Genomic DNA, 20,208 nt, shown 5'->3' on the forward strand with positions numbered 1-20,208 from the left:
GCAGTGATTTCGGACCGTACGCCTGATTGGTCTGTACCAATAGCGCTAACCCTCTGTTGCAGTGAGCCCGATCGCATTACGGTGCGGTTAGCACTGGCTACCCCACGACCACGGAGGTTCTCGGCGATGAGCCAGCCCGACGGGCAGAACAACGAGCTCAGCAACCTGCTGAACGAGAGCAGGACGTTCCCGCCCTCGGCGGAGTTCGCGGCGCAGGCGAACGCCACCGCGGATCTCTACGCGCACGCGGATGCCGATCGGGACGCGTTCTGGGCCGAGCAGGCGGAGAAGCTGCACTGGGACACCAAGTGGGACCAGGTCCTGGACTGGTCCGGCGCGCCGTTCGCGAAGTGGTTCGTGGGCGGCAAGCTCAACGTGGCCTACAACTGCGTGGACCGGCACGTCGAGGCCGGCAACGGCGACCGGGTCGCGATCCACTGGGAGGGCGAGCCCGGCGACTCCCGCGAGATCACCTACGCCGAGCTGCAGCGCGAGGTCTCGCGCACCGCCAACGCGCTCGCCGCGCTCGGCATCGGTGCCGGTGACCGGGTCGCGATCTACCTGCCGATGCTGCCCGAAGCGGTGTTCGCGATGCTGGCCTGCGCCCGCCTCGGCGCGATGCACAGCGTGGTCTTCGGCGGGTTCTCCTCGGAGGCGCTGCGCACCCGCATCAACGACGCCGAGGCGAAGGTGGTGATCACCGCCGACGGCCAGTACCGGCGCGGCAAGGCGATGCCGCTGAAGGCCAACGTGGACGCCGCCGTCGAGGAGACGCCGAGCATCGAGCACGTCGTGGTGGTCAAGCGCACCGGCGGCGAGGTCGCCTGGAACGACGCGCGGGACAAGTGGTGGGACGACGTGCTGGAGGGCCAGCCCGACACCCACACGCCCGAGGCCTTCGACGCCGAGCAGCCGCTGTTCATCCTCTACACCTCCGGCACCACCGGCCGCCCGAAGGGCATCCTGCACACCTCCGGCGGCTACCTGACCCAGGCCGCCTACACGCACAGCAACGTCTTCGACCTCAAGCCGGAGTCGGACGTCTACTGGTGCACCGCCGACATCGGCTGGGTCACCGGGCACACCTACATCGTCTACGGGCCGCTGGCCAACGGCGCCACGCAGGTGATCTACGAGGGCACCCCGAACTCGCCGCACGAGGGCAGGCACTGGGAGGTCGTGCAGAAGTACGGCGTCACGATCTACTACACCGCGCCGACCACGATCCGGACGTTCATGAAGTGGGGCGCCGACATCCCCGCCAAGTACGACCTGTCCAGCCTCCGGCTGCTGGGCAGCGTGGGCGAGCCGATCAACCCCGAGGCCTGGATCTGGTACCGCAAGAACATCGGCGGCGACCGCACGCCGATCGTGGACACCTGGTGGCAGACCGAGACCGGCGCGATCATGATCTCGCCGCTGCCCGGCGCGACCGCCACCAAGCCCGGCTCCGCGCAGCGACCGCTGCCGGGGATCTCGGCGAAGGTGGTCAACGAGGCCGGCGAGGAGGTTCCCAACGGCGGCGGCGGGCTGCTGGTGCTGGACAAGCCGTGGCCGTCGATGCTGCGCGGCATCTGGGGCGACGACGCCCGCTACCGCGAGACCTACTGGTCGAAGTTCGCCGACCTCGGCTACTACTTCGCCGGTGACGGCGCCAAGTACGACGACGACGGCGACATCTGGCTGCTGGGCCGGGTCGACGACGTCATGAACGTCTCCGGGCACCGGATCTCCACCACCGAGGTCGAGTCCGCGCTGGTCTCGCACCCGAACGTCGCCGAGGCCGCCGTCGTCGGCGCGTCCGACCCGACCACCGGCCAGGGCATCGTGGCCTTCGTGATCCTGCGCGGCGGCGTCGACGACGCGGCCTCCGGGGAAGCGGCGCTCAAGGAGCTGCGCGAGCACGTCTCCAGCGAGATCGGGCCGATCGCCAAGCCGCGCCAGATCATGATCGTGCCGGAGCTGCCCAAGACCCGCTCGGGCAAGATCATGCGGCGACTGCTGCGCGACGTCGCGGAGAACCGCGAGGTCGGCGACGTCACCACGCTGGCCGACTCCAGCGTCATGGACCTCATCTCGAAGGGCCTGAAGACCGGCAGCGACGACTGACCGGCACCACGAGCAGGGGCGTCCTCCCGTCCGGAGGGCGCCCCTGCTGCTGTCAACAGGAACGTGAAGTTCCCGTCAGGTCACCTCGGCAGAACCCTCCTGACCTGCGGATATGACAGGCCGGGACGGTTTCGCACAGCAACCATCCGCGGGTCGGATGTTAGGATTTCGGCAAAGGTGTGCCGGGAAGTCTGGTCGGCGTCCGTAGTCCGTGCTATCCGCGATCGGAGCCGTTGCGTGTCGAAAGCCGACCACAGCCAATCCCAGCCGTCCTCAGCCAAGAACTTCGACTTCGGCACCTACCTGCGCACTGAGACCGTCGGCGGGATGGTCCTGCTCGCCGCCACCGCGCTGGCGCTGATCATGGCCAACTCGCCGCTGTCGGAGTTCTACCGGGCCATCCGCGACTTCGAGCTGGGGCCGGAGGCGTTGCACCTCAGCCTGAGCATCGGCGAGTGGGCCAAGGACGGCCTGCTGGCGATCTTCTTCTTCGTCGCGGGCCTGGAGCTCAAGCGCGAACTCGTGGTCGGCGAGCTGTCCAACCGCAAGAGCGCGATGCTCCCGGTGATCGCCGCGCTCGGCGGCATGATCGTGCCCGCCGTGCTCGCCTTCGCCATCGGCCACGGCGCTCCCGGGGCGCACGCGGCCTGGGCGATCCCGGTCGCCACCGACATCGCCTTCGCGCTGGGCGTGCTGTCGCTGACCGGGTCCTGGATGCCCACCGCCGCGCGGGTGTTCCTGCTCAGCCTCGCCGTGGTCGACGACCTCGGCGCGATCATCGTGATCGCCGTGCTGTTCACCGACGGCCTGAGCGTGCTGGCCCTGCTGGCCGCCGTCCTGCTGTGCGTCCTGTACTGGTACCTGCAGCGCAAGCGCGTCACCACGCCGTTCATCTACGTGCCGCTGGCCGTGGCGGTCTGGGTCGCGGTGCACACCAGCGGCATCCACGCCACCATCGCCGGTGTCGCCCTCGGCCTGCTCACCCGCGTCCGCCGCGACTCCGACGAGGACGCCTCGCCGTCGGAGCGGCTGGAGCACCGCTTGCAGCCCTGGTCGGCCGGGCTGGTCGTGCCGGTGTTCGCGTTCTTCGCCGCCGGCGTGCCGGTGGACGGCGACGCGCTGACGGCCATCGGCGAGGACCGGGTCGCGATCGCGGTCATCATCGGCCTGGTCGTCGGCAAGCTGATCGGCATCTTCGGCAGCTCGTTCCTCGCGGTGAAGCTGGGCATCGGGGCGAAGCCGGACTCGGTGCGGTGGAGCGACATGGCGGCGCTGGCGATGCTCGGCGGTGTCGGCTTCACGGTGAGCCTGCTGATCGCGGACCTGTCGCTGGAGGGCGCGGCGGCCGAGCGAGCCAAGGCCGCGGTGCTGATCGCCTCCGCGATCGCCTCGCTGATCGCCGCCGCGATCCTGCTCCGCCGGGGCCGCAAGCAGAAGAACGCCGAGGCGGAGGCCGATTCCTGATCCACCCGGCGAGGCCCCTCGGCGAGCTCCGGCTCCCGGGGGGCCTCGCTGCTGGTCGGGCCGGGCGGAAGTCACTCACGGGTAACGCACCGCGAGTCGCTCGGTCGCCCGCTGATCGCGCGTGGCACGATGGAGCACGTGAACAGCGCCCAGAACAGCACCAACGGCAGCCGTGACGGTGCGGGGTGGACCGCGGTCACGTCCATCCCGCTGTCCGAAGAGGGCACTGCTCCTGATGGGCAGTCCATCGGCGCGTTGGTCCGCGATGCCACGACGCACCTGTCCACTCTGGTCAGGTCCGAGGTGGAGCTGGCCAAGACCGAGCTCGCCGGCGAGATGAAGAAGGCCGTCAAGGGCAGCGTCTACTTCATCCTCGCGCTGGCCGTGCTCGGCTTCAGCATGTTCTTCCTGTTCTTCACGCTGGCCGAGGGGCTGGCCCAGCTCGGCCTGTGGCGGTGGGCGGCCTTCGGCATCGTGTTCCTGCTGATGCTGGTGGTGGCGGGCCTGATGGCCTTCCTCGGCTACCTCCGGGTCCGCAAGATCAGGCCCCCGAAGCGCACCATCGAGTCGCTCAAGGAAACCTCCCAGCTGGCCAAGCGCCACAAGGAGGACGAGCCGACCTCCGCGGCCTAGCGGCTTCCCGAGGATCGTTCACCACTGCGCCGGGCCTGACACCGCTGTGTCGGCCCGGCGAAAGTTTGTGCAGCTCGTGTGCCGTGAGTGCTTTGTGGGGCTATGGCACCACAAACCACTCACGGTCAGCTGGTGCAGGTGCCGGTGGAGACCGGGGTGGTCAGGCGCGGAGCCGCCGCCACCTCGTCGGCCACCTCCGCCGCGGTGAGCACGAAACCCGTCTCCGGATCGTCGACCGCCGCGCCGAAGACCACGCCGACCACGTTGCCGTTCGGGTCGATCAGCGGCCCGCCGGAGTTCCCGCTCTGCACCTTGCCGCGCACCGTGTACACGTCGCGGACCACCGTCTGCGCCTCGTAGATGTCCGGCCCGCGCAGCCTGATCCGCTCCCGGATGCGGCCTTCGGACGCCGTGTACGGGCCGTCCAGCGGGTAGCCCAGGGCGATCACGTCGCTGCCCGGCGTCGCCTCGCCGTTGACGAAGGTCATCGCGTCGGCGTCCAGGTCCGGCACCGACAGCACCGCGAGGTCCACGTCCGGCTTGTACAGGACGACCTCGGCGTCGAACTGGCCGCGGCCGATCTCGATCGCCACCCGGTCGGTGCCCGCGACCACGTGCGCGTTGGTCATCACCCGGTGCGGCGCGATCACGAAACCGGTGCCCTCGAGGGCCCGCGCGCAGGACGTAGCGCGGCCGCGGACCTTCACCACGCTGGCCCGCGAATCGCGCACCACCGGGCTGTTGGCCAGCGCCGGGTCCGGTGGCGCTATCTCGGCCACCGGTGTCTGCGAGAACGGCTCCAAGGCCTGCGGGAATCCGGACACCCCGAGCATCTCGCGCAGATCGTTCGGCAGTTGCCGCGCCGAGTCGGGCATCACCGAGTTGACCGCGCTGAGCACCTGCGACCGGCTGATCGCGGAGGCCAGGCCGGGCAGCGCGGACGCCGAGGTGAACGGCAGCGCGACCAGCCACGCCACCACCAGCACCGCGAGGAACTGCAGCACCGAGCCCAGCGCGTTGTCCAGGCCGGTCAGCCGGCGGGAGGTGATCCGGTCGCGCAGCTCGCGCCCGGCCCACATGCCGAAGGTCTCGCCGAAGGCGACCAGCAGCACCACGATGCCGACGCCGAAGCCGAGCCGGGCGACCGGGCTGTCCAGCCGGTCCAGCAGCAGCGGCGCCAGCTTCAAGCCGACCACAGCGCCGATGAACACGCCGAGGAAGGCGAAGAACGCCGTGACCAGGCCGCTCCGCGCACCCGACACTGCGGCGAGCAGTGCCAGCAGCACCACCAGCAGGTCGACCCAGTTCACCCGCTCACCCCTCCACCCGGCGATCAGACCGCACTACGGTCTCACAGACCCTGCTAGTGGTTGCTTTGCTCGGGTGGTCGCTTGGCGGAACCTGAGTGCTTCCCCGGACTGCGGGTGCCCCTCCTGATGTATGACCAATACACGGCGGAGGGGCCGTCCTCGCCAGGAAACCGCTCAGAACCCGCCCGTGGTCACCCTGCATGCGCACCCCAAGCGGCTGCCGCCGCTCACCAAGGCGCGGACGGCTGCGCCGACAGGCTCTCAGACCGGTCAAGTTCGCCCGAAGCCGATGTCCTCGGCCTCCTCCGCGGCCCGCCAGGCCTCGTCCAGCTCCCGGACGTCGGCGCGGTCCCAGCGGCGCGCCCAGCCCGCCAGGTCGAGCAGCCCGGACAGCAGCCCGGCGGTGAAACCCCACACCAACATGCCGGGCACCAGGAACGCCGGGCCCGCGTGCCGCCCGGTCAGCTCGACCCGCAGCCGGTTCGCCGGATCGGTCAGCCAGGAGATCGGCACCCGCGCCACCGCCGCGGTCTCCCCCGGATCGACCGGCGAGACCGGCGAGGGCTCCACCCAGTGCGCGAGCACCGGGGTCACCCGGAAGCCGCTGTGCGGGACGTGCAGCTCGGGCAGCGCCACCAGCGGGCGGACGCCCTCCGGTCGCAGCCCCACCTCCTCGACGGCTTCGCGGAGCGCGGCGTCGACCGGCCCGCGATCGACATCGTCGAGCGAGCCGCCGGGGAAGGCAACCTGGCCCGGGTGCGAGTTCAGCCCGTCGGCGCGGCGCAGCAGCAGCACGTCGGGGCCCGCCGCGCCTTCGCCGAAGAGCACCAGGACCGCGGCGGGCCGGGCCTCGGCGGGCGGGTTCTCCCGCGGCCAGCCGAACTGCCCCGGGTCCAGCTCGGCGGCGCGCTCGATCAGCGGCCGCAACCATCCGGGCAGTTCAGCCGGGTCGACCAGCAGCTTCGAGGTCACCTCGCCCCCAGGGTGCGCTCGACGGCGGCCCGGACCTCGTCCGGCGTCTCGAACGCGACCGGCGGGTCGATGCGGCGGACCTCGCCGGAGCCGGTCACCACGTAGCTGATCGGGAGCACGTTGGGCGTCTTGAGCGCGGCCCGGATGCGGTTGTCGCCGTCATGCACGTTGGGGAAGTGAACGCCGAGTTCGGCCAGCAGGTCAAGACCATCGCCGGGATCGCTCTGCACCTGCACCCCGAGGACGCGGATCGCCCCCGGCTGCTCGGCGTAGGCCTGGAGCGCGGGCAGCTCGGTGCGGCACGGCCCGCACCAGGTCGCCCACACGTTCACCAGCGTCGGTTCACCGGCCACGGCCGCCCCGACGTCGACCGCCTTCCCATCCGCCTGGCAGCTGCCGGTGACCCCGGCCAGCTGGGCGGGAGCGCCCTCCCCGGTCGGGCAGGGTTCGAGCGCGGCGGCGGCCCGCTGCGCCGGGTCGACCGGCTTGGCCGCAGGTGGCGGGGCCGGTGCGGTCGTGGTGTCCGCCCGCTGCTCGGCGTCGCGCGGCCAGAGCGCGACCACGCCCAGCACCGCGAGCACCACGACGACGATCGTCCAGCGGATCTCGGTCCGGTAGGCGCTCAGCTTCACGCCACCGGCTCCTTGGCCGCGGCCTGCTCGATGGTGCTCTCCGGGACCTCGTCGACCACCCCGGCCAGCTCCAGCAGCCGCGGCGTCTCCGGGCCGCGCACCAGCTTGGCCGCGACGGCCGGTTCGGTCGGGCCGAGGCCGTACGACGGGCAGTCCTTGGCCAGCAGGCAGGCACCGCAGGCGGGCTTGCGGGCGTGGCAGACGCGGCGGCCGTGGAAGATCACCCGGTGCGAGAGCATCGTCCACTCCTTGCGCGGGATGAGCTCACCGATGGCGTGCTCGACCTTGACCGGGTCCTCCTCCTCGGTCCAGCCCCAGCGGCGGACCAGCCTGCCGAAGTGGGTGTCCACCGTGATGCCCGGCACGTCGAAGGCGTTGCCCAGGATCACGTTGGCCGTCTTGCGGCCGATGCCGGGCAGCTTCACCAGCTGCGCGAGCTTCGCGGGCACCTCGCCGTCGTACTGCTCCACCAGCGCCGCGCCCAGCCCCATCAGCGATGCCGCCTTGTTCCGGAAGAAGCCGGTGGAGCGGATCATCTCCTCCAGCTCGGTGCGGTCGGCGCCCGCGTAGGCGGCGGCCGTCGGGTACTTCGCGAACAGCGCCGGGGTGACCTCGTTGACGCGCTTGTCGGTGCACTGGGCGGACAGGATGGTCGCGACCGCGAGTTCCAGCGGCGTGTCGAAGTCCAGTTCGCAGTGCGCGTCCGGATAGGCTTCGGTGAGGGTTCGCAGCATCCGGCGAGCCCGCCTCACCAGGCCCAGCCGGGTTTCACCGCCCGCGCGGGACTTGGTCTTCTTGGTTCGAGCCAGATCCGACACCCCACCAGACTACGGATCCGGCTCGGCGCGGACGGTGGCCGTACCGAACTCACCCACCCGGCAACCCGACCCCGGTTGCACCCTGCTCGACGGCATGCGTGAGGATGTAAATCATGGTGGCTGCCTGGTTCGTCATCGTCGTGCCCGTCGTGATCATGTTCTTCGCGCTCTTCATGGAGCGCGTGGAAGCACGGCTGCGGCACGTGGCGGTGCAGGAGAACGAGGTGGAAGAGCTGCTGGAGAACGCCCGCCCCGACGAGGTGCGGGCACTGTTCCGGCAAGGTATTGGACGAGCGCTGGAGCTGTTCCAGCTTCGCAGAGTGGGACGCGCCGGTAGGCTGCGTACTCGCCGTTCGCGCGACCAGTCTTAGAATTGCTGGTAGTGATCGGCGGCACATCGCCGGACTCGCGCACGCGGGCCTGGCACCACAGCAAGCCGCCGCGTCTCAACATGGAGGGACGAGGTGGACGAGACCCTGGCCCGGGCCGGCATCTTCCAAGGAGTGGAGCCGGCCGCGGCGGAGGCCCTGGCACAGTCGCTGGAACCGGTTGAGTTCCCGCGCGGGCACGTGATCTTCGCCGAGGGCGAGCCGGGTGACCGGCTCTACATCATTCAGTCCGGCAAGGTGAAGCTCGGGCGCAAGTCCCCCGACGGCAGGGAGAACCTGCTGGCGATCATGGGACCGTCGGACATGTTCGGCGAGCTGTCCATCTTCGACCCCGGTCCGCGGACGTCGACGGCGACCACGGTCACCGAGGTCCGCGCGCTGAGCATGGACCGCTCCGCGCTGCGGCAGTGGATCGGCACCCGTCCGGAGATCGCCGAGCAGCTGCTCCGCGTGGTGGCCCGCCGCTTGCGGCGCACCAACGGCATGCTGGCGGACCTGATCTTCACCGACGTGCCGGGCCGCGTGGCCAAGGCGCTGCTGCAGCTCGCGCAGCGCTTCGGCAGCCAGGAGGCGGGCCTGCTGCGGGTCACCCACGACCTGACGCAGGAGGAGATCGCGCAGTACGTCGGTGCTTCCCGGGAGACCGTGAACAAGGCGCTGGCGGACTTCGCGCACCGCGGTTGGCTGCGGCTCGAGGGCAAGAGCGTGCTCATCCTCGACCCGGAGCGGCTCGCTCGCCGCGCCCGCTGATCGAAGCCGCAACGCGCGCGAACTGACGCGCGTCGGCCGACGGTTCCGGGAACTTTCCCGGATCCTTCAGTCGACGCGCGCTTTTGCGCGCCCGGAAGTCGGTGATTCTGCCGTCCCGCGACGTCCGCTCCTGATATGAACTGGGGCAACCGGAACTAGGGGGCGGGACGTGCACTGGATCGGATTCATCGCATCGCTCGGGCTGTTAGTGGGGCTCGGGGTGGTCGTGGTGCTGCTCGTGCTCGTGGCGCGGTCGGGGGGTGCGCAGAAGGCGAACGCCGGGAAGCGCGTCCGGACGGGCGGTGGTGCGAGCTACAGCAGCGACTGGAGCACCTACAGCGACAGCCACAGCGGTTGGGGCGGTGGAGGCGACTCCGGCTGTAGCAGCGGCGGCGGCGACTCAGGCAGCAGCAGCGGCGGCGACTCGGGCGGCGGCGGAGGCTGCGACTGAGGTCGGCCTGGACGTGTGAAGAGGCTGGGCGCCACCCCCGACGCGGCGCTCCAGCCTCTTCACATGTGCGTGGTTAATCCCCCGACGACCAACCACGCTCCCCCGATCCTCCGGCGCTTCGGCCCCGAATCCTCGACACCGGAGGAAAGCTCCGTACCTTCGACGATGCTGGACGACCGGTGCCGCCAGCAAGGCCCCTCTCACTTTCCAGGACGCAGCCAGCCAGCACCGGGTTGCAGAGTTCACCCGTTCCGGCTAGCCCCTCAGCAAGTGTGCCGCGTCCGCGCACCCTGCGAACTGGGCCGAAAGTCCCCTCTTGCCCCAGGTCGGCGCTGGTCGCCGCCGCGTGAGCCGAATTACCCGCGATCAGGTTGGTACTGGCGTACCAGTATCTGGATACTGGTCGCGTGTCCCAATCCGCGTCCCTCGCCGACTACCGCACCGCGCTGACCGCACCTGGCGCCCGCGGACCGGTCATCACCTCGCTGCTCGGCCGGCTGCCGATCGCCATGGTCGGCCTCGCCCTGATGCTCTACGTGCAGCGCGAGACCGGCTCGTTCGCCGCCGCCGGGCTGGTCTCGGCCGGTGCGCTGATCGGCGTCGCCTGCGGATCGGTCGCGCAGGGCCGGATCATGGACCGGGTCGGGCCGACGAAGGTGCTCTACGTGATGTCCGCGGTGTTCGCGGCCCTGGTGACCGTCGAGGTGCTGGTCATCGAGGCGCACGCCCCGGTGGCGCTGATGACCGGGCTCGCGTTCCTGGTCGGGCTCAGCGAGCCGATGGTGGGACCGGCCTCCCGCGCCCTGTGGTCGCAGCTGCTGCCGCCCGGCCCGGCTCGCAACGCGGCGTACTCCTACGAAGCGATCAGCATGGAGACGTTCTTCATCCTGGGGCCGGGGCTGGCCGGGCTGATGGTCGCGATGCCGTGGCCCGGCACCGGGGTCGTCGTCGGCGCGGCGTGCATGGTGCTGGGCAGCGTCGGCTTCGCCTCGACGCGCGCCGCCCGCGCCCAACGTCCGGAGCCCAAGCAGGGCGGCACCAGCCTGCTCGGTGCGATCGCCAGCCCGGGCATGCGGACGGTGGCGCTGGCCGCGCTGGGCTTCGGCACCCTGATCGGGTTCATCGAGGTCGGCGTGCCTGCCGCGGCCGTCGAAGCCGGCTACCCGACCGCCGGCGGTCTGCTGCTGAGCGTGCTCTCGATCAGCTCGGTGATCGTGGGTGTCCTCTACGGGCTGCGCCCCTGGCCGCGCCCGATGCACCTGCGCCTGCCCGCGCTGCTGTTCGGCTTCGCCGGGCTGCTCGCGCTGCTGGCCCTGCCCAGCTCGCTGTGGGGCCTGTGCATCGCGCTGCTGGTGGTCGGCAGCCTGATCACCCCGCAGTCCACGGCGCACTCGATGGCGATCGAGATCGCCGCGCCGGAGGGCACCGCGACCGAGGCGTTCGGCTGGGTGGTCACCTCGGTGACGCTCGGCGCGGCCATCGGCCAGTCGGTCAGCGGCCAGCTGGTCGAGCTCAGCGGCCCGGCCGCGTCCTTCCTGGCCGCGAGCGCGGTGGGCATCGCCGTCGCGGCGGTGCTCTGGCTGCGCCGCCGGACCCTCCTGACGACGACCCGCGACGACGTCTCCCTGGCCGGGGTCTGACACCTCTGCGCAGGTCAAGGCCCGTGAGTGGTTTGTGGTGCTATGGCCCCACAAAGCACTCACGGCCCAGGTGAAACCCTCCTCCTCAGGACTCCTGAAGCCAGGTCAGCTATCCGGACTCCTGGAGATAGGTGAGCTGCGCGCGGACCGTGAGGTCGGCGGCCGGCCAGACCGCTCGGTCCACGTCCGCGTAGACCAGCTCCACCACCTGGCGCGGGGTGGCGTCGGGGCCGAGATCGGCGAGGGCCGCGCGTACCTGGTCCAGGCGCTGCGTGCGGTGCTGCAGGTAGTGCATCGCGATCGCCCGGACGTCGGGCAGGTCGGGGCCGTGGCCGGGGAGCACCCGCACGCCCTCCGGGAGGTCGGCCAGGCGGCGCAGCGAGTCGAGGTAGGAGCCCAGGTGGCCGTCCGGGTGGGCGACCACCGTCGTGCCGCGGCCGAGGACGCTGTCGCCGGTGAACACCGCCGGTTCGTCGTGCTCGACCGCGAAGCAGACCGAGTCCGCCGTGTGGCCCGCCGTGGCGAGCACGCGCAGTTCCAGCCCGCCCGACTCGATGACCTCGCCGTCCCGGAGCGGCTCCGCCCCTCGGCACAGCGCCGGGTCCAGAGCGCGCACCGGAGCGCCGGTGAGCTCCACGAACCGCTCGACGCCGTCGGTGTGGTCGCCGTGGTGGTGGGTCAGCAGCACCAGCGACACCGGGCCGTGGTCGGCGACCCGCCGCAGGTGTTCGGCGTCCTCCGGGCCGGGGTCGATCACCACCCGGCCGACCGCGTCCGGCTCGCCCACCACCCAGGTGTTGGTGCCTTCCAGCGTCATCGGCGACGGGTTGTGCGCCAGCAGCACCGAGGCGTACCGGGTGACCGGGCGCAGGGTGGCGTAGGCGGGGTGCTCGGTCACTTCGCCTCCTCGAACCCGGGCTCGCCGGGCAGCAGCACGTGCCAGCGCCCGTCGCGCTGGACCAGCTTCGGGATGATCTTCGCCAGGGTCCGCTCGGCTTCCAGCGCGGAGCCCACGTCCGCGTGCTCGGCGAGTTCCTCCAGCGTGACGCGGGTCGGCGGGAGCAGGTGGCAGCGGCCGTCGGCGAAGTCCGCCAGCGCCTGCCGCGGTGTCGACCAGTACGCCTCGACCGCCTCGGAGGTGCTCCCGTCGGCCTGCTGGCCGGTGGGCATCGCGGCGAGGAAGAAGCGCGTGTCGTAGCGGCGCGGTTCGCCTTCCGGCGTGACCCAGTTCGACCAGGGGCGGAGCAGGTCCGCGCGCAGCACCAGGTCCTCGCGGGCCAGGAATTCCGCCAGCGACAGATCCCGCGCGACCAGCGCCGCTCGTGCTGCGGCGTGGTGGCCGGTGTCGCCGACCAGGCTCGTCTCGTCCGGGCCGGCGAGCAGCACGCCGGACTCCTCGAACGTCTCGCGCACGGCCGCGCACACCAGCGACCGCGCGACTTCCGGTGCGCAGCCGAAGCGCTGCGCCCACCAGTCCGGCTCGGGCCCGTGCCAGGACACCGAGACGTCGGCGTCGCGCGGATCGACCCCGCCACCGGGGAAGACGGTCATCCCGGCGGCGAACGCCATCGCCTTCACCCGCTTCTGCAGGAAGACCTCGAGACCCGCGGAGCCGTCCCGGACCAGCATCACGGTCGCCGCGTCCTTCGGCGCGACCGCACGGCCGCCGGGCGCTTCAGGCACGAATCCCGTTGGCAGGGACCGATCTCCAGGGTCTAACACCATGCCGGTCACAGTACCGCCCCTCCGCGATCTTCAGCGGTGGTTGCGATCTGGGGCGATCTCGCGTTTTTGGGGTTTCTCGTGGCTGGGTCGCGTCACGGTCCCCTGAGGTGCGGTTGGGTGGGAGTCGGGACTCGGACTCAAGGTGCGACGAGGTCGTCCTGAGCGGGTTTGTGCGCCAGTTTTGCCCTTGATAACTGGCCGGAGCCCTGAGAGTGCACCCCCGACTGCCGCAAGCGCACCGGGGCATCGGCACCATTGGCGGCATGGACGAAGCACTGCGGGTCGGCGTGATCGGAGCAGGACCTTGGGCGCACCGGGTGCACGCACCCGGGTTGCAAGCGCACCGGGGAACGCGGCTGGCGTCGGTGTGGGCGCGGCGGCCCGAAGCCGCCGAAGCCCTCGCCCAGGAGCACGGGGCGGAAGCGGCCGGCAGCTTCGACGAGCTGCTCGGATCCGTCGACGCGGTCGCCTTCGCGGTGCCGCCCGCGGTGCAGGCCGAACTGGCGCCGCTCGCGGCTCGCGCGGGCAAGCACCTGATCCTGGAGAAGCCGCTCGCCGACGACCTGGCCGGAGCGGAAGCGATCGTCGACGCGGTGACCGGGTCCGGCGTGGCGGGGCTGCTGATGCTGACCCGCCGGTTCGACCCGGGAGTGCAGAGGTGGCTGGCCGACCTGCCGGACCTCGGCAGCTTCCAGGGCGCGACCGGCCGCTGGCTGGCGGGAGGCCTGCTGGCAGGCGACTACGCGGCATCGGAGTGGCGCCAGCAGGACGACGGCGCGCTGATCGACGCCGGTCCGCACGCGATCGACCTGCTCGACGCGGCGCTCGGCGACATCGAGCAGGTGCACTTCGCCAACCGCGGCGCGGACGGGCTCTGGCAGCTGGTGTTCGGCCACGAAGGCGGCACGACCAGCACGCTGACCCTCTCGCTGCGGATGCCGGTGCAGCCGTCGCTGGTGGACTTCGCGGTGTACGGCGAGCTCGGCTGCTCCCCGCTGACGGGTCGCCGCACGGCGGCCCTCGACTGCTACGCGCAGCTGCTCGACAACCTGCTGGTGATGATCCGCGAGAAGCGCGTTGAGCACCCCTGCGGCGTGCACCGGGGCCTGCACCTGCAGCGCGTCATCACCGCCATCCTCAAGGCCCGCTGAGCGGCCGGTCAATTTCGTACGAAATTGACGTTCACCCCGGGTGGTGGTCAATTTCGTACGAAATTGACCACCACTCCGGCGAGGTGGGTCAGGAGCGCTGCTGCTGGGGCGCGTAGGCCTGGTTGTTGGCCGGGGCCGCGCCGATCGGCGGGAAGCCGCCCGTGCCGCCCGGCATGGTCGACGTCCAGCCCTCCTCGCCGTTCGCGTTCTGGCGGCGCGGCGGCGGGGTGGACCGGTCCTGCTCGCGCTGGGCCAGCTCCTCGTGCAGCTTGCGCAGGAGGTTGCGCTCCCGGTCGGTCAGCTTCGCGTCGACCGCCGCGGGCACGCGCATCCCCTGCCCCTCGGCTACCGCCTCGGCGCTGCGCGCGAGCGCCGGCTCCGCCGGAGCTTCCTCGCGCTGCGGCTCCGCCTCGCGCTGCGGCTCGACGCTGTGCCGCCGCTCGCTCTGCTCGCTGCGCGGCTCCGCGGCGGGCGCCGCTGGCGCGGCAGCCGGTACCTCGCGCTGCTCGACCACCGGACGCTGCTCAGCCGCTGGGCGCTGCTCGACCACCGGGCGCTGTTCGACCGCTGGGCGCTGCTCGACGGCCGGGCGCTCCGGCGCCTGCTGCTCGGCCGGGGCCGCGTCCAGGTGCACGCGGTGGGCCGCGGCGAGGGCTTCGCGGTGGTACTCCGGCAGCTCGGCGCCGCTGTCGAAGACCTCGACCGAGCAGTTGAGGCCGGACCGGCGCAGGGCCTCCAGCAGCTGGTAGGCGATGGCCGCGGTGGAGCCGTCCGCGCCGACCTCGGCGAGCAGGACGCGGCGCGGCACAGCGCCGTAGCTGACGCCTGCCGGCGTGCTCCGGGCCGCGCACCACAGGCCGCGCAGGCCGGGGAGGCGGGCGGCGATCGGGGCCAGCGCGGCGACCAGGTCCGCGTCCACCCGGCCCGGGTCGCCGAAGCGGTGTTCGCCCACCTGCACCGCGTCCACCGCGGTGAGCCGGTCGGCGAGGGCCTGGGTGGAGCGGGTTTCTTCGAGCACGCGCCGCAGGTGGTGCTGCTCGGCGGTGGTGACCTGGATGCGGCCCGCGATCAGGCAGCCGGAGAGGTACTCCGCCGCGGCGGCCGGGAGCCCGGCGCCCAGCAGTTCGCGGGCCGAGTTGATCCCGTCGTCGTCCACCCGTCCGGCCATGGCCAGCAAGAGGTTGTGCAGCCGGTCCTCCGGTCCGGCTCCCTCAGCCACGTGCACCACGTTGCCTCCTTCGGATGTCTGCCGCTCAACCACGACGACCGGCGAGTTCTTCGGCTCCCGCGCAGACCAGCGCCGATTCGGCGAGCGCCGCGCGGTGGTAGGCGGTCGGTTCCTGCTCCGGTGGGAGCACTTCGACTCGGGGTTCGGGTTCGCCGAGCGCCCGCAGGACGCGCTGGATCTCCCCGGTCAGGCCGACGACGTCGGCGGATGCGGTCACCAGCAGCACGAGCTTCGCGGCACCGCCGCCGGTGCTCCGCCAGCTGTTGCGCACCTCCCGGACGCCCGGTCGGCCGCGCAGCGTGGCGCCGAGCACGAGCAGCGCCGAGTCGGCGACCGGGTTGCCCGGGCTCTCGGTGGTGAACGCGTGCTGCGGGGTGGCGCTGGGATCCGCGGGGAGAACCGCGTTGACCATCGCGGGGTCGGCGCCCAGCGGGAGCAGCGCTTCGGCCAGCAACCGGTGCTCGGCGTCTTCGAGGCCGATCCGCTCGCGCACGAGCGTGCCCGGGAGCAGCTGCGCGATCACGTCCGCCGCGTCACCGGCGAGCCAGTCGCGAAAGCGCCACAGGTGCCGATCGGGCAACCGGTCGGCGAGTCGAAGCAGCAATTCGTGGCACCGCAACTCGTTCTCACGCACCGCCAACGTCGGCCCCCTCCAGCCTCGTCTCCGTCGATGCGGGTGTCGCCCGCCGCCCCCCGGCTCTGGTTACACCCGTCCAGGTGAACCTTGGTCGCGTCGGCTCGAGCAATCAAGCCCTTGACCGACCGTTTCGCCACTCACTGGAATTGATCTTCCCCTGATTGGGCTAACCGGTTCTGGCGAACTCAATCACGAGATGATCGCAGCGTACTGGTCGCGGTGGCCAGTTCGCGGCCCAGCCGCCGAAAAACAGTCGTGGATCACCCGACGTGTCGAGAGCAAAACGCGGCGTCACCCGGAAAGGGCGACGCCGCGAACAGCGAATCGGTCATTCGACCTCGACGACCAGTTCCACCTCGACCGGAACGCCCAGCGGGAGCTCGGCCACGCCCACCGCCGAGCGGGCGTGCTTGCCCGCGTCGCCGAAGATCTCGCCGAGCACCTCGGAAGCACCGTTGACCACCGCGGGCTGTCCGGTGAAGCCCTCGGCCGAGGCGACGAACCCGACGACCTTGACGATCCGGACCACCGAGTCCAGCCCGACCAGGCCGTCCACCGCCGCGAGCGCGTTGAGCGCGCAGATCCGGGCGTACTGCTTGGCCTCGTCACCGCTGATCTCCGCGCCGACCTTGCCGGTCGCCGCGACCGCGCCCGCCACGATCGGGACCTGGCCGGCGGTGAAGACCAGCGAGCCGCTGCGCACCGCGGGCACGTAGTCGGCCACCGGGGCCACCACCTCCGGCAGCGGGATGCCCAGCTCGGCCAGGCGATCCGTCCAGCGCCCCATGTCAGGCCTCCTTCGGCCGCTTGAGGTAGGCCACCATCTGCTCGCCGGTCGGGCCGGGCAGCACGGAGACCAGCTCCCAGCCGTCCTCACCCCACTGGTCGAGGATCTGCTTGGTCGCGTGGATCAACAACGGCACGGTCGCGTACTCCCACTTCTGCATGCGGGCAGCTTATGAGACACGTCGAGGCAGCTGCGGTCGCGGAGGGGACTCGTGAGCACTTCGGGGTTCTGCAGCACCCCGAAACGCTCACGACTCGTGCTAGGCGGCCTGGACGGGCAGTCCCGCCTCGACCCAGTCCTGGATGCCCTCCCGGTACTTGCGGACGTCGGTGTAGCCGAGCCGCTCCAGCTTCACCGCGACCTCCTGGCTGTTCCCGCAGGCCGGGTTCGAGCAGTAGACGGCGATCGTCGCGCCCTTGTCGGGCAGCACGTCGGCCGCCTTCGCCGCGACTTGGCCCGCGGTCAGCTCGACGGCCCCCGGCAGGTGCTGCTGGGCGTAGTACGACCCGCCGAGCGCGTCCACGACCGTCACCGTCCCGGCATCGATCCGCGCCTTGAGCTCGTCCCGGCTGATCAGCTCCGTCATCTTTCCTCCTCGCGCCATACGGACCGTGGTCCGTTTACGTCGGGAACGCTACCGGACCGTGGTCCGGTTGTCGAGTAGGATCGACGCCATGGCCGAGGAGCTGCACCGCATCGCGAACCGACCGCCGCAGGAACGAGCCGATGCCGCGCGCAACCGGCAGCGCGTCCTGACCGCCGCCGCCGGGCTGTTCGCCGAACACGGCGTGGACGGCGTGACCATGGATGCCGTCGCCCAGGCCGCCGGAGTCGGCAAGGGAACCGTGTTCCGCCGCTTCGGCGACAAGTCCGGGCTGGTCGCGGCGCTGCTCGACGAGCGGGAGCGCGAACTCCAGGAAGCCGTGCTGTCCGGGCCACCACCGCTCGGCCCGGAGGCACCGGACAAGGAGCGCGTGCTGGCCTTCCTCCGCGCCTACGTCGACTACCTGGCCGAACACCTGGAGCTGATCCGCCTCTCGGAGACCGCCGCGCCGGGTGCCCGGTACCGCATCGGCGCCTACCGCTTCTGGCACCGGCACCTGGCGATCCACTGCGCCGGGGCGGCCGATCCCGACCACCTCGCGCACGCGCTGCTGGCCTCGGTCGACGCGGACCTCAACACGGCGCTGCGCGAGGCGGGCTACAGCTGGGCACGACTGCGCGCAGGCGTCTGCGAGCTGGCCGAGCGCGTCCTGCCGTGAGCTCAGCGCCACCGCACGGCACGACCCGGAGACATTTCGCGAGTCCGGGACCTACGCTGATCGCGTGACCGACTGGAACGGGGAACTGAATCACGCCCGATTGCACGTGGTCAGCGGCAAAGGCGGTACCGGGAAGACCACCGTCGCCGCCGCGCTCGCGCTCGCCCTCGCGACCGGCGGTCACAAGGTGCTGCTGATCGAGGTCGAGGGCCGCCAGGGCATCGCGCAGCTCTTCGACACCGCACCGCTGCCCTACTCCGAGGAGTGGATCGCCGCGGCACCCGGCGGCGGCGAGCTCCGCGCGCTGGCCATCGACGCCGAGGCCGCGCTGCTGGAGTACCTGTCGATGTTCTACAACCTCGGCTTCGCCGGGCGCACGCTGCGCAAGATGGGTGCCATCGAGTTCGCCACCACCCTCGCGCCGGGCCTGCGCGACGTGCTGTTCACCGGGAAGATCAAGGAGTGCGTCGGCCGCACCGACGAGCACGGCCGCTACGTCTACGACGCGGTGGTGGTCGACGCGCCGCCGACCGGGCGGGTGGTCAAGTTCCTGGACGTCACCCGGGCGATGGCCGATCTGGCCAAGGTCGGCCCGATCCGCGACCACAGCGACGGCGTGGTGCGGCTGCTGCACTCCAGCAGCACGGCCGTGCACCTGGTGACGCTGCTGGAGGAGCTGCCGGTGCGGGAAACCCTGGACGCCGTGGCCGAGCTCGACGCCGCCGATCTGCGCCCCGGCGGCGTGCTGTGCAACCGGGTCCGCCCCAACCGGCTGCCCGCCCGCGCCACCGCCGCTGCCGCCGAAGGCCGGGTCGACGCCGAGCAGGTGCGCGCCGGGCTGGACGCCGCAGGCCTGCGCGTGGACGACGACGAGCTCGACGGGCTGGTGCACGAGACGATCGAGCACGCGATCCGGGTGCGCGCCGAGGACAACGCGCGCGAGCAGCTCGGCGAGACCGACCTGCCCACCGTCTCGCTGCCCGACCTGACCGCCGGGATCGACGTCGCCGAGCTCTACGAGCTGGCCGAGATACTCACCGAACACGGCATCCGGAGCCCCCGATGAGCCAACCGCTGCGGCCCGCGCAGGTCGACGTCGACGCCCTGCTGGACGATCCGAACACCCACGTCATCGTCTGCTGCGGATCCGGTGGCGTGGGCAAGACGACCACCGCCGCGGCGCTCGCCGTGCGCGCGGCCGAGCGCGGCCGCAAGACCGCGGTGCTCACCATCGACCCGGCGCGGCGGCTCGCCCAGGCGCTCGGGTTGCGGGAGCTCGGCAACCAGCCGAAGCAGGTGGTGGTGGAGGGCTTCGAACCGGCGGGCGACCTCAACGCGATGATGCTGGACATGCGCCGCACCTTCGACGACATGGTGCTCGCGCACGCCGGGCGGGAACGCGCCGAGCAGATCCTGAACAACCCCTTCTACCAGACCATCTCCACGTCCTTCTCCGGCACGCAGGAGTACATGGCGATGGAGAAGCTGGGGCAGCTGTCGGCCTCCGGGCAGTGGGACCTGATCGTGGTGGACACCCCGCCGAGCCGGTCCGCGCTGGACTTCCTGGACGCCCCGCAGCGGCTGTCCACCGTGCTGGACGGGCGGCTGATCAAGATGCTGTCCAGCCCGGCGCGGGTCGGCGGCAAGGGTCTGCGCAAGATCGTCGGGGCCGGGTTCGGGATCTTCGCCAAGGCCGTCTCGACGATCATCGGCGGGCAGCTGCTGGCCGACGCGGCCCGGTTCGTGCAGGCCTTCGACTCCACCTTCGGCGGGTTCCGGGAGCGCGCCGAGCAGACCTACCGGCTGCTGCGCTCGCCGGGCACGGCGTTCCTGGTGGTGGCCGCGCCCGAACCGGACGCGCTGCGGGAGGCCGCCTACTTCGTGGAGCGGCTGGCCGGCGAGCAGATGCCGCTGGCCGGCCTGGTGGCCAACCGGACGCACCCGGTCTTCGCCGGGCTGGCCGGAGCTCGCGCGACCGCGGTCGCCGAGGAGATCGAGGCGGGCGGTTCGGCGCCGATGGCCTCCGCCGCGCTCCGGGTGCACGCCGACCGGGTGGCGATCGCCGAGCGGGAAAAGCGGATGCTGGCCCGGTTCACCCGAGCTCATCCGGAAGTCGCATTGGTCGGAGTTCCCGCACTTCCGTCCGATGTGCACGATTTGGCGGGATTGCGCGAGATCGGCAGGCGACTGGCCGGTGAATAGCGGGTTACGGGGCCGGACAATCCGCGGCGCGAATTGCCCGGCCCCGAC

22 protein-coding genes are annotated in these 20,208 nt (G+C 71.5%); 11 read left to right on the forward strand and 11 right to left on the reverse strand.

Annotated features, from left to right (window positions below; translation table 11 throughout):
- The first annotated feature begins 126 nt into the window (after positions 1-126).
- The 3 genes from acs to OU416_RS17055 all read left to right on the forward strand — a co-directional run bounded on the left by acs (position 127) and on the right by OU416_RS17055 (position 4,206).
- Positions 127-2,109 carry an acetate--CoA ligase gene (acs, locus tag OU416_RS17045; RefSeq protein ID WP_270927969.1) on the forward strand — a complete coding sequence of 661 codons (1,983 nt, stop codon included), beginning with the start codon at positions 127-129 and terminating at the stop codon, positions 2,107-2,109.
- A gap of 237 nt (positions 2,110-2,346) precedes the next feature.
- A complete protein-coding gene (gene nhaA, locus OU416_RS17050) occupies positions 2,347-3,573 on the forward strand; it encodes a Na+/H+ antiporter NhaA (protein ID WP_270927970.1) in 1,227 nt (408 codons plus the stop codon).
- 129 nt (positions 3,574-3,702) lie between these two features.
- Positions 3,703-4,206: a phage holin family protein gene (locus tag OU416_RS17055; RefSeq protein ID WP_270927971.1), complete on the forward strand. Its 504-nt coding sequence runs from the start codon at positions 3,703-3,705 to the stop codon at positions 4,204-4,206.
- Positions 4,207-4,331: 125 nt separating this feature from the next.
- Here OU416_RS17055 and OU416_RS17060 read toward each other — a convergent pair whose 3' ends face one another.
- The 4 genes from OU416_RS17060 to nth form a co-directional block, all read right to left on the reverse strand.
- Entirely contained in the window at positions 4,332-5,516 is a 1,185-nt protein-coding gene (locus tag OU416_RS17060; RefSeq protein ID WP_270927972.1) for a MarP family serine protease, read from the reverse strand.
- Between the two features lie 270 nt (positions 5,517-5,786).
- A complete protein-coding gene (locus tag OU416_RS17065) occupies positions 5,787-6,488 on the reverse strand; it encodes an NUDIX hydrolase (RefSeq protein WP_270927973.1) in 702 nt (233 codons plus the stop codon).
- The gene (locus OU416_RS17070) at positions 6,485-7,120 is read right to left on the reverse strand and encodes a TlpA family protein disulfide reductase (protein ID WP_270927974.1); all 636 of its coding nucleotides are present in this window, start codon (positions 7,118-7,120) and stop codon (positions 6,485-6,487) included. Before OU416_RS17070 ends, OU416_RS17065 begins: the two co-directional genes overlap by 4 nt.
- A complete protein-coding gene (nth, locus tag OU416_RS17075) occupies positions 7,117-7,938 on the reverse strand; it encodes an endonuclease III (RefSeq protein WP_372907185.1) in 822 nt (273 codons plus the stop codon). The genes OU416_RS17070 and nth overlap by 4 nt, the downstream gene beginning before the upstream one ends.
- Before the next feature lie 116 nt (positions 7,939-8,054).
- On the opposite strand from nth, the gene OU416_RS17080 reads away from it, so the two are divergent.
- The 4 genes from OU416_RS17080 (at position 8,055) to OU416_RS17095 (ending at position 11,168) form a co-directional block, all read left to right on the forward strand.
- Positions 8,055-8,309 carry a hypothetical protein gene (locus OU416_RS17080; RefSeq protein ID WP_093156579.1) on the forward strand — a complete coding sequence of 85 codons (255 nt, stop codon included), beginning with the start codon at positions 8,055-8,057 and terminating at the stop codon, positions 8,307-8,309.
- Positions 8,310-8,402: 93 nt separating this feature from the next.
- The gene (locus OU416_RS17085; protein WP_093156348.1) at positions 8,403-9,077 is read left to right on the forward strand and encodes a Crp/Fnr family transcriptional regulator; all 675 of its coding nucleotides are present in this window, start codon (positions 8,403-8,405) and stop codon (positions 9,075-9,077) included.
- A gap of 169 nt (positions 9,078-9,246) precedes the next feature.
- Positions 9,247-9,528, forward strand: coding sequence for a hypothetical protein (locus OU416_RS17090; RefSeq protein ID WP_270927975.1), 282 nt, complete (start codon positions 9,247-9,249; stop codon positions 9,526-9,528).
- A 407-nt stretch (positions 9,529-9,935) separates the two neighbouring features.
- Positions 9,936-11,168 (forward strand): MFS transporter, encoded by a 1,233-nt coding sequence (locus tag OU416_RS17095; RefSeq protein WP_270927976.1) that lies wholly within the window; start codon positions 9,936-9,938, stop codon positions 11,166-11,168.
- Between the two features lie 109 nt (positions 11,169-11,277).
- On the opposite strand, the gene OU416_RS17100 is transcribed toward OU416_RS17095, so the two are convergent.
- Positions 11,278-12,066 (reverse strand): MBL fold metallo-hydrolase, encoded by a 789-nt coding sequence (locus OU416_RS17100; protein WP_270927977.1) that lies wholly within the window; start codon positions 12,064-12,066, stop codon positions 11,278-11,280.
- Complete coding sequence (locus OU416_RS17105; RefSeq protein ID WP_372907184.1) at positions 12,063-12,893, reverse strand: NUDIX hydrolase; 831 nt, start codon at positions 12,891-12,893, stop codon at positions 12,063-12,065. The genes OU416_RS17100 and OU416_RS17105 overlap by 4 nt, the downstream gene beginning before the upstream one ends.
- A gap of 263 nt (positions 12,894-13,156) precedes the next feature.
- Between OU416_RS17105 and OU416_RS17110 the strand changes: the two genes are divergently transcribed.
- Complete coding sequence (locus OU416_RS17110; RefSeq protein WP_270927978.1) at positions 13,157-14,044, forward strand: Gfo/Idh/MocA family protein; 888 nt, start codon at positions 13,157-13,159, stop codon at positions 14,042-14,044.
- Positions 14,045-14,132: 88 nt separating this feature from the next.
- Here OU416_RS17110 and OU416_RS17115 read toward each other — a convergent pair whose 3' ends face one another.
- The 5 genes from OU416_RS17115 to OU416_RS17135 form a co-directional block, all read right to left on the reverse strand.
- On the reverse strand, positions 14,133-15,269 hold the full coding sequence (locus tag OU416_RS17115; RefSeq protein ID WP_270927979.1) for a hypothetical protein: 1,137 nt from the start codon (positions 15,267-15,269) through the stop codon (positions 14,133-14,135).
- A 28-nt stretch (positions 15,270-15,297) separates the two neighbouring features.
- Positions 15,298-15,876, reverse strand: a complete 579-nt coding sequence (locus OU416_RS17120) for a hypothetical protein (protein WP_270927980.1) — start codon at positions 15,874-15,876, stop codon at positions 15,298-15,300.
- 361 nt (positions 15,877-16,237) lie between these two features.
- Positions 16,238-16,696, reverse strand: coding sequence for a RidA family protein (locus OU416_RS17125; RefSeq protein WP_270927981.1), 459 nt, complete (start codon positions 16,694-16,696; stop codon positions 16,238-16,240).
- Position 16,697: 1 nt separating this feature from the next.
- A complete protein-coding gene (locus tag OU416_RS17130; protein WP_093157991.1) occupies positions 16,698-16,856 on the reverse strand; it encodes a DUF4177 domain-containing protein in 159 nt (52 codons plus the stop codon).
- Between the two features lie 99 nt (positions 16,857-16,955).
- The gene (locus OU416_RS17135; protein WP_270927982.1) at positions 16,956-17,282 is read right to left on the reverse strand and encodes a rhodanese-like domain-containing protein; all 327 of its coding nucleotides are present in this window, start codon (positions 17,280-17,282) and stop codon (positions 16,956-16,958) included.
- Between the two features lie 88 nt (positions 17,283-17,370).
- On the opposite strand from OU416_RS17135, the gene OU416_RS17140 reads away from it, so the two are divergent.
- The 3 genes from OU416_RS17140 to OU416_RS17150 all read left to right on the forward strand — a co-directional run bounded on the left by OU416_RS17140 (position 17,371) and on the right by OU416_RS17150 (position 20,160).
- Positions 17,371-17,958, forward strand: coding sequence for a TetR/AcrR family transcriptional regulator (locus OU416_RS17140; protein ID WP_270927983.1), 588 nt, complete (start codon positions 17,371-17,373; stop codon positions 17,956-17,958).
- A gap of 64 nt (positions 17,959-18,022) precedes the next feature.
- Positions 18,023-19,024: an ArsA-related P-loop ATPase gene (locus OU416_RS17145; RefSeq protein WP_270927984.1), complete on the forward strand. Its 1,002-nt coding sequence runs from the start codon at positions 18,023-18,025 to the stop codon at positions 19,022-19,024.
- Entirely contained in the window at positions 19,021-20,160 is a 1,140-nt protein-coding gene (locus tag OU416_RS17150; protein ID WP_270927985.1) for an ArsA family ATPase, read from the forward strand. Before OU416_RS17145 ends, OU416_RS17150 begins: the two co-directional genes overlap by 4 nt.
- The last annotated feature ends 48 nt before the right edge of the window (positions 20,161-20,208 follow it).

The organism is Saccharopolyspora indica, assembly GCF_027853965.1.
In the GTDB taxonomy this organism is placed as follows: Bacteria; Actinomycetota; Actinomycetes; order Mycobacteriales; family Pseudonocardiaceae; genus Saccharopolyspora; species Saccharopolyspora indica.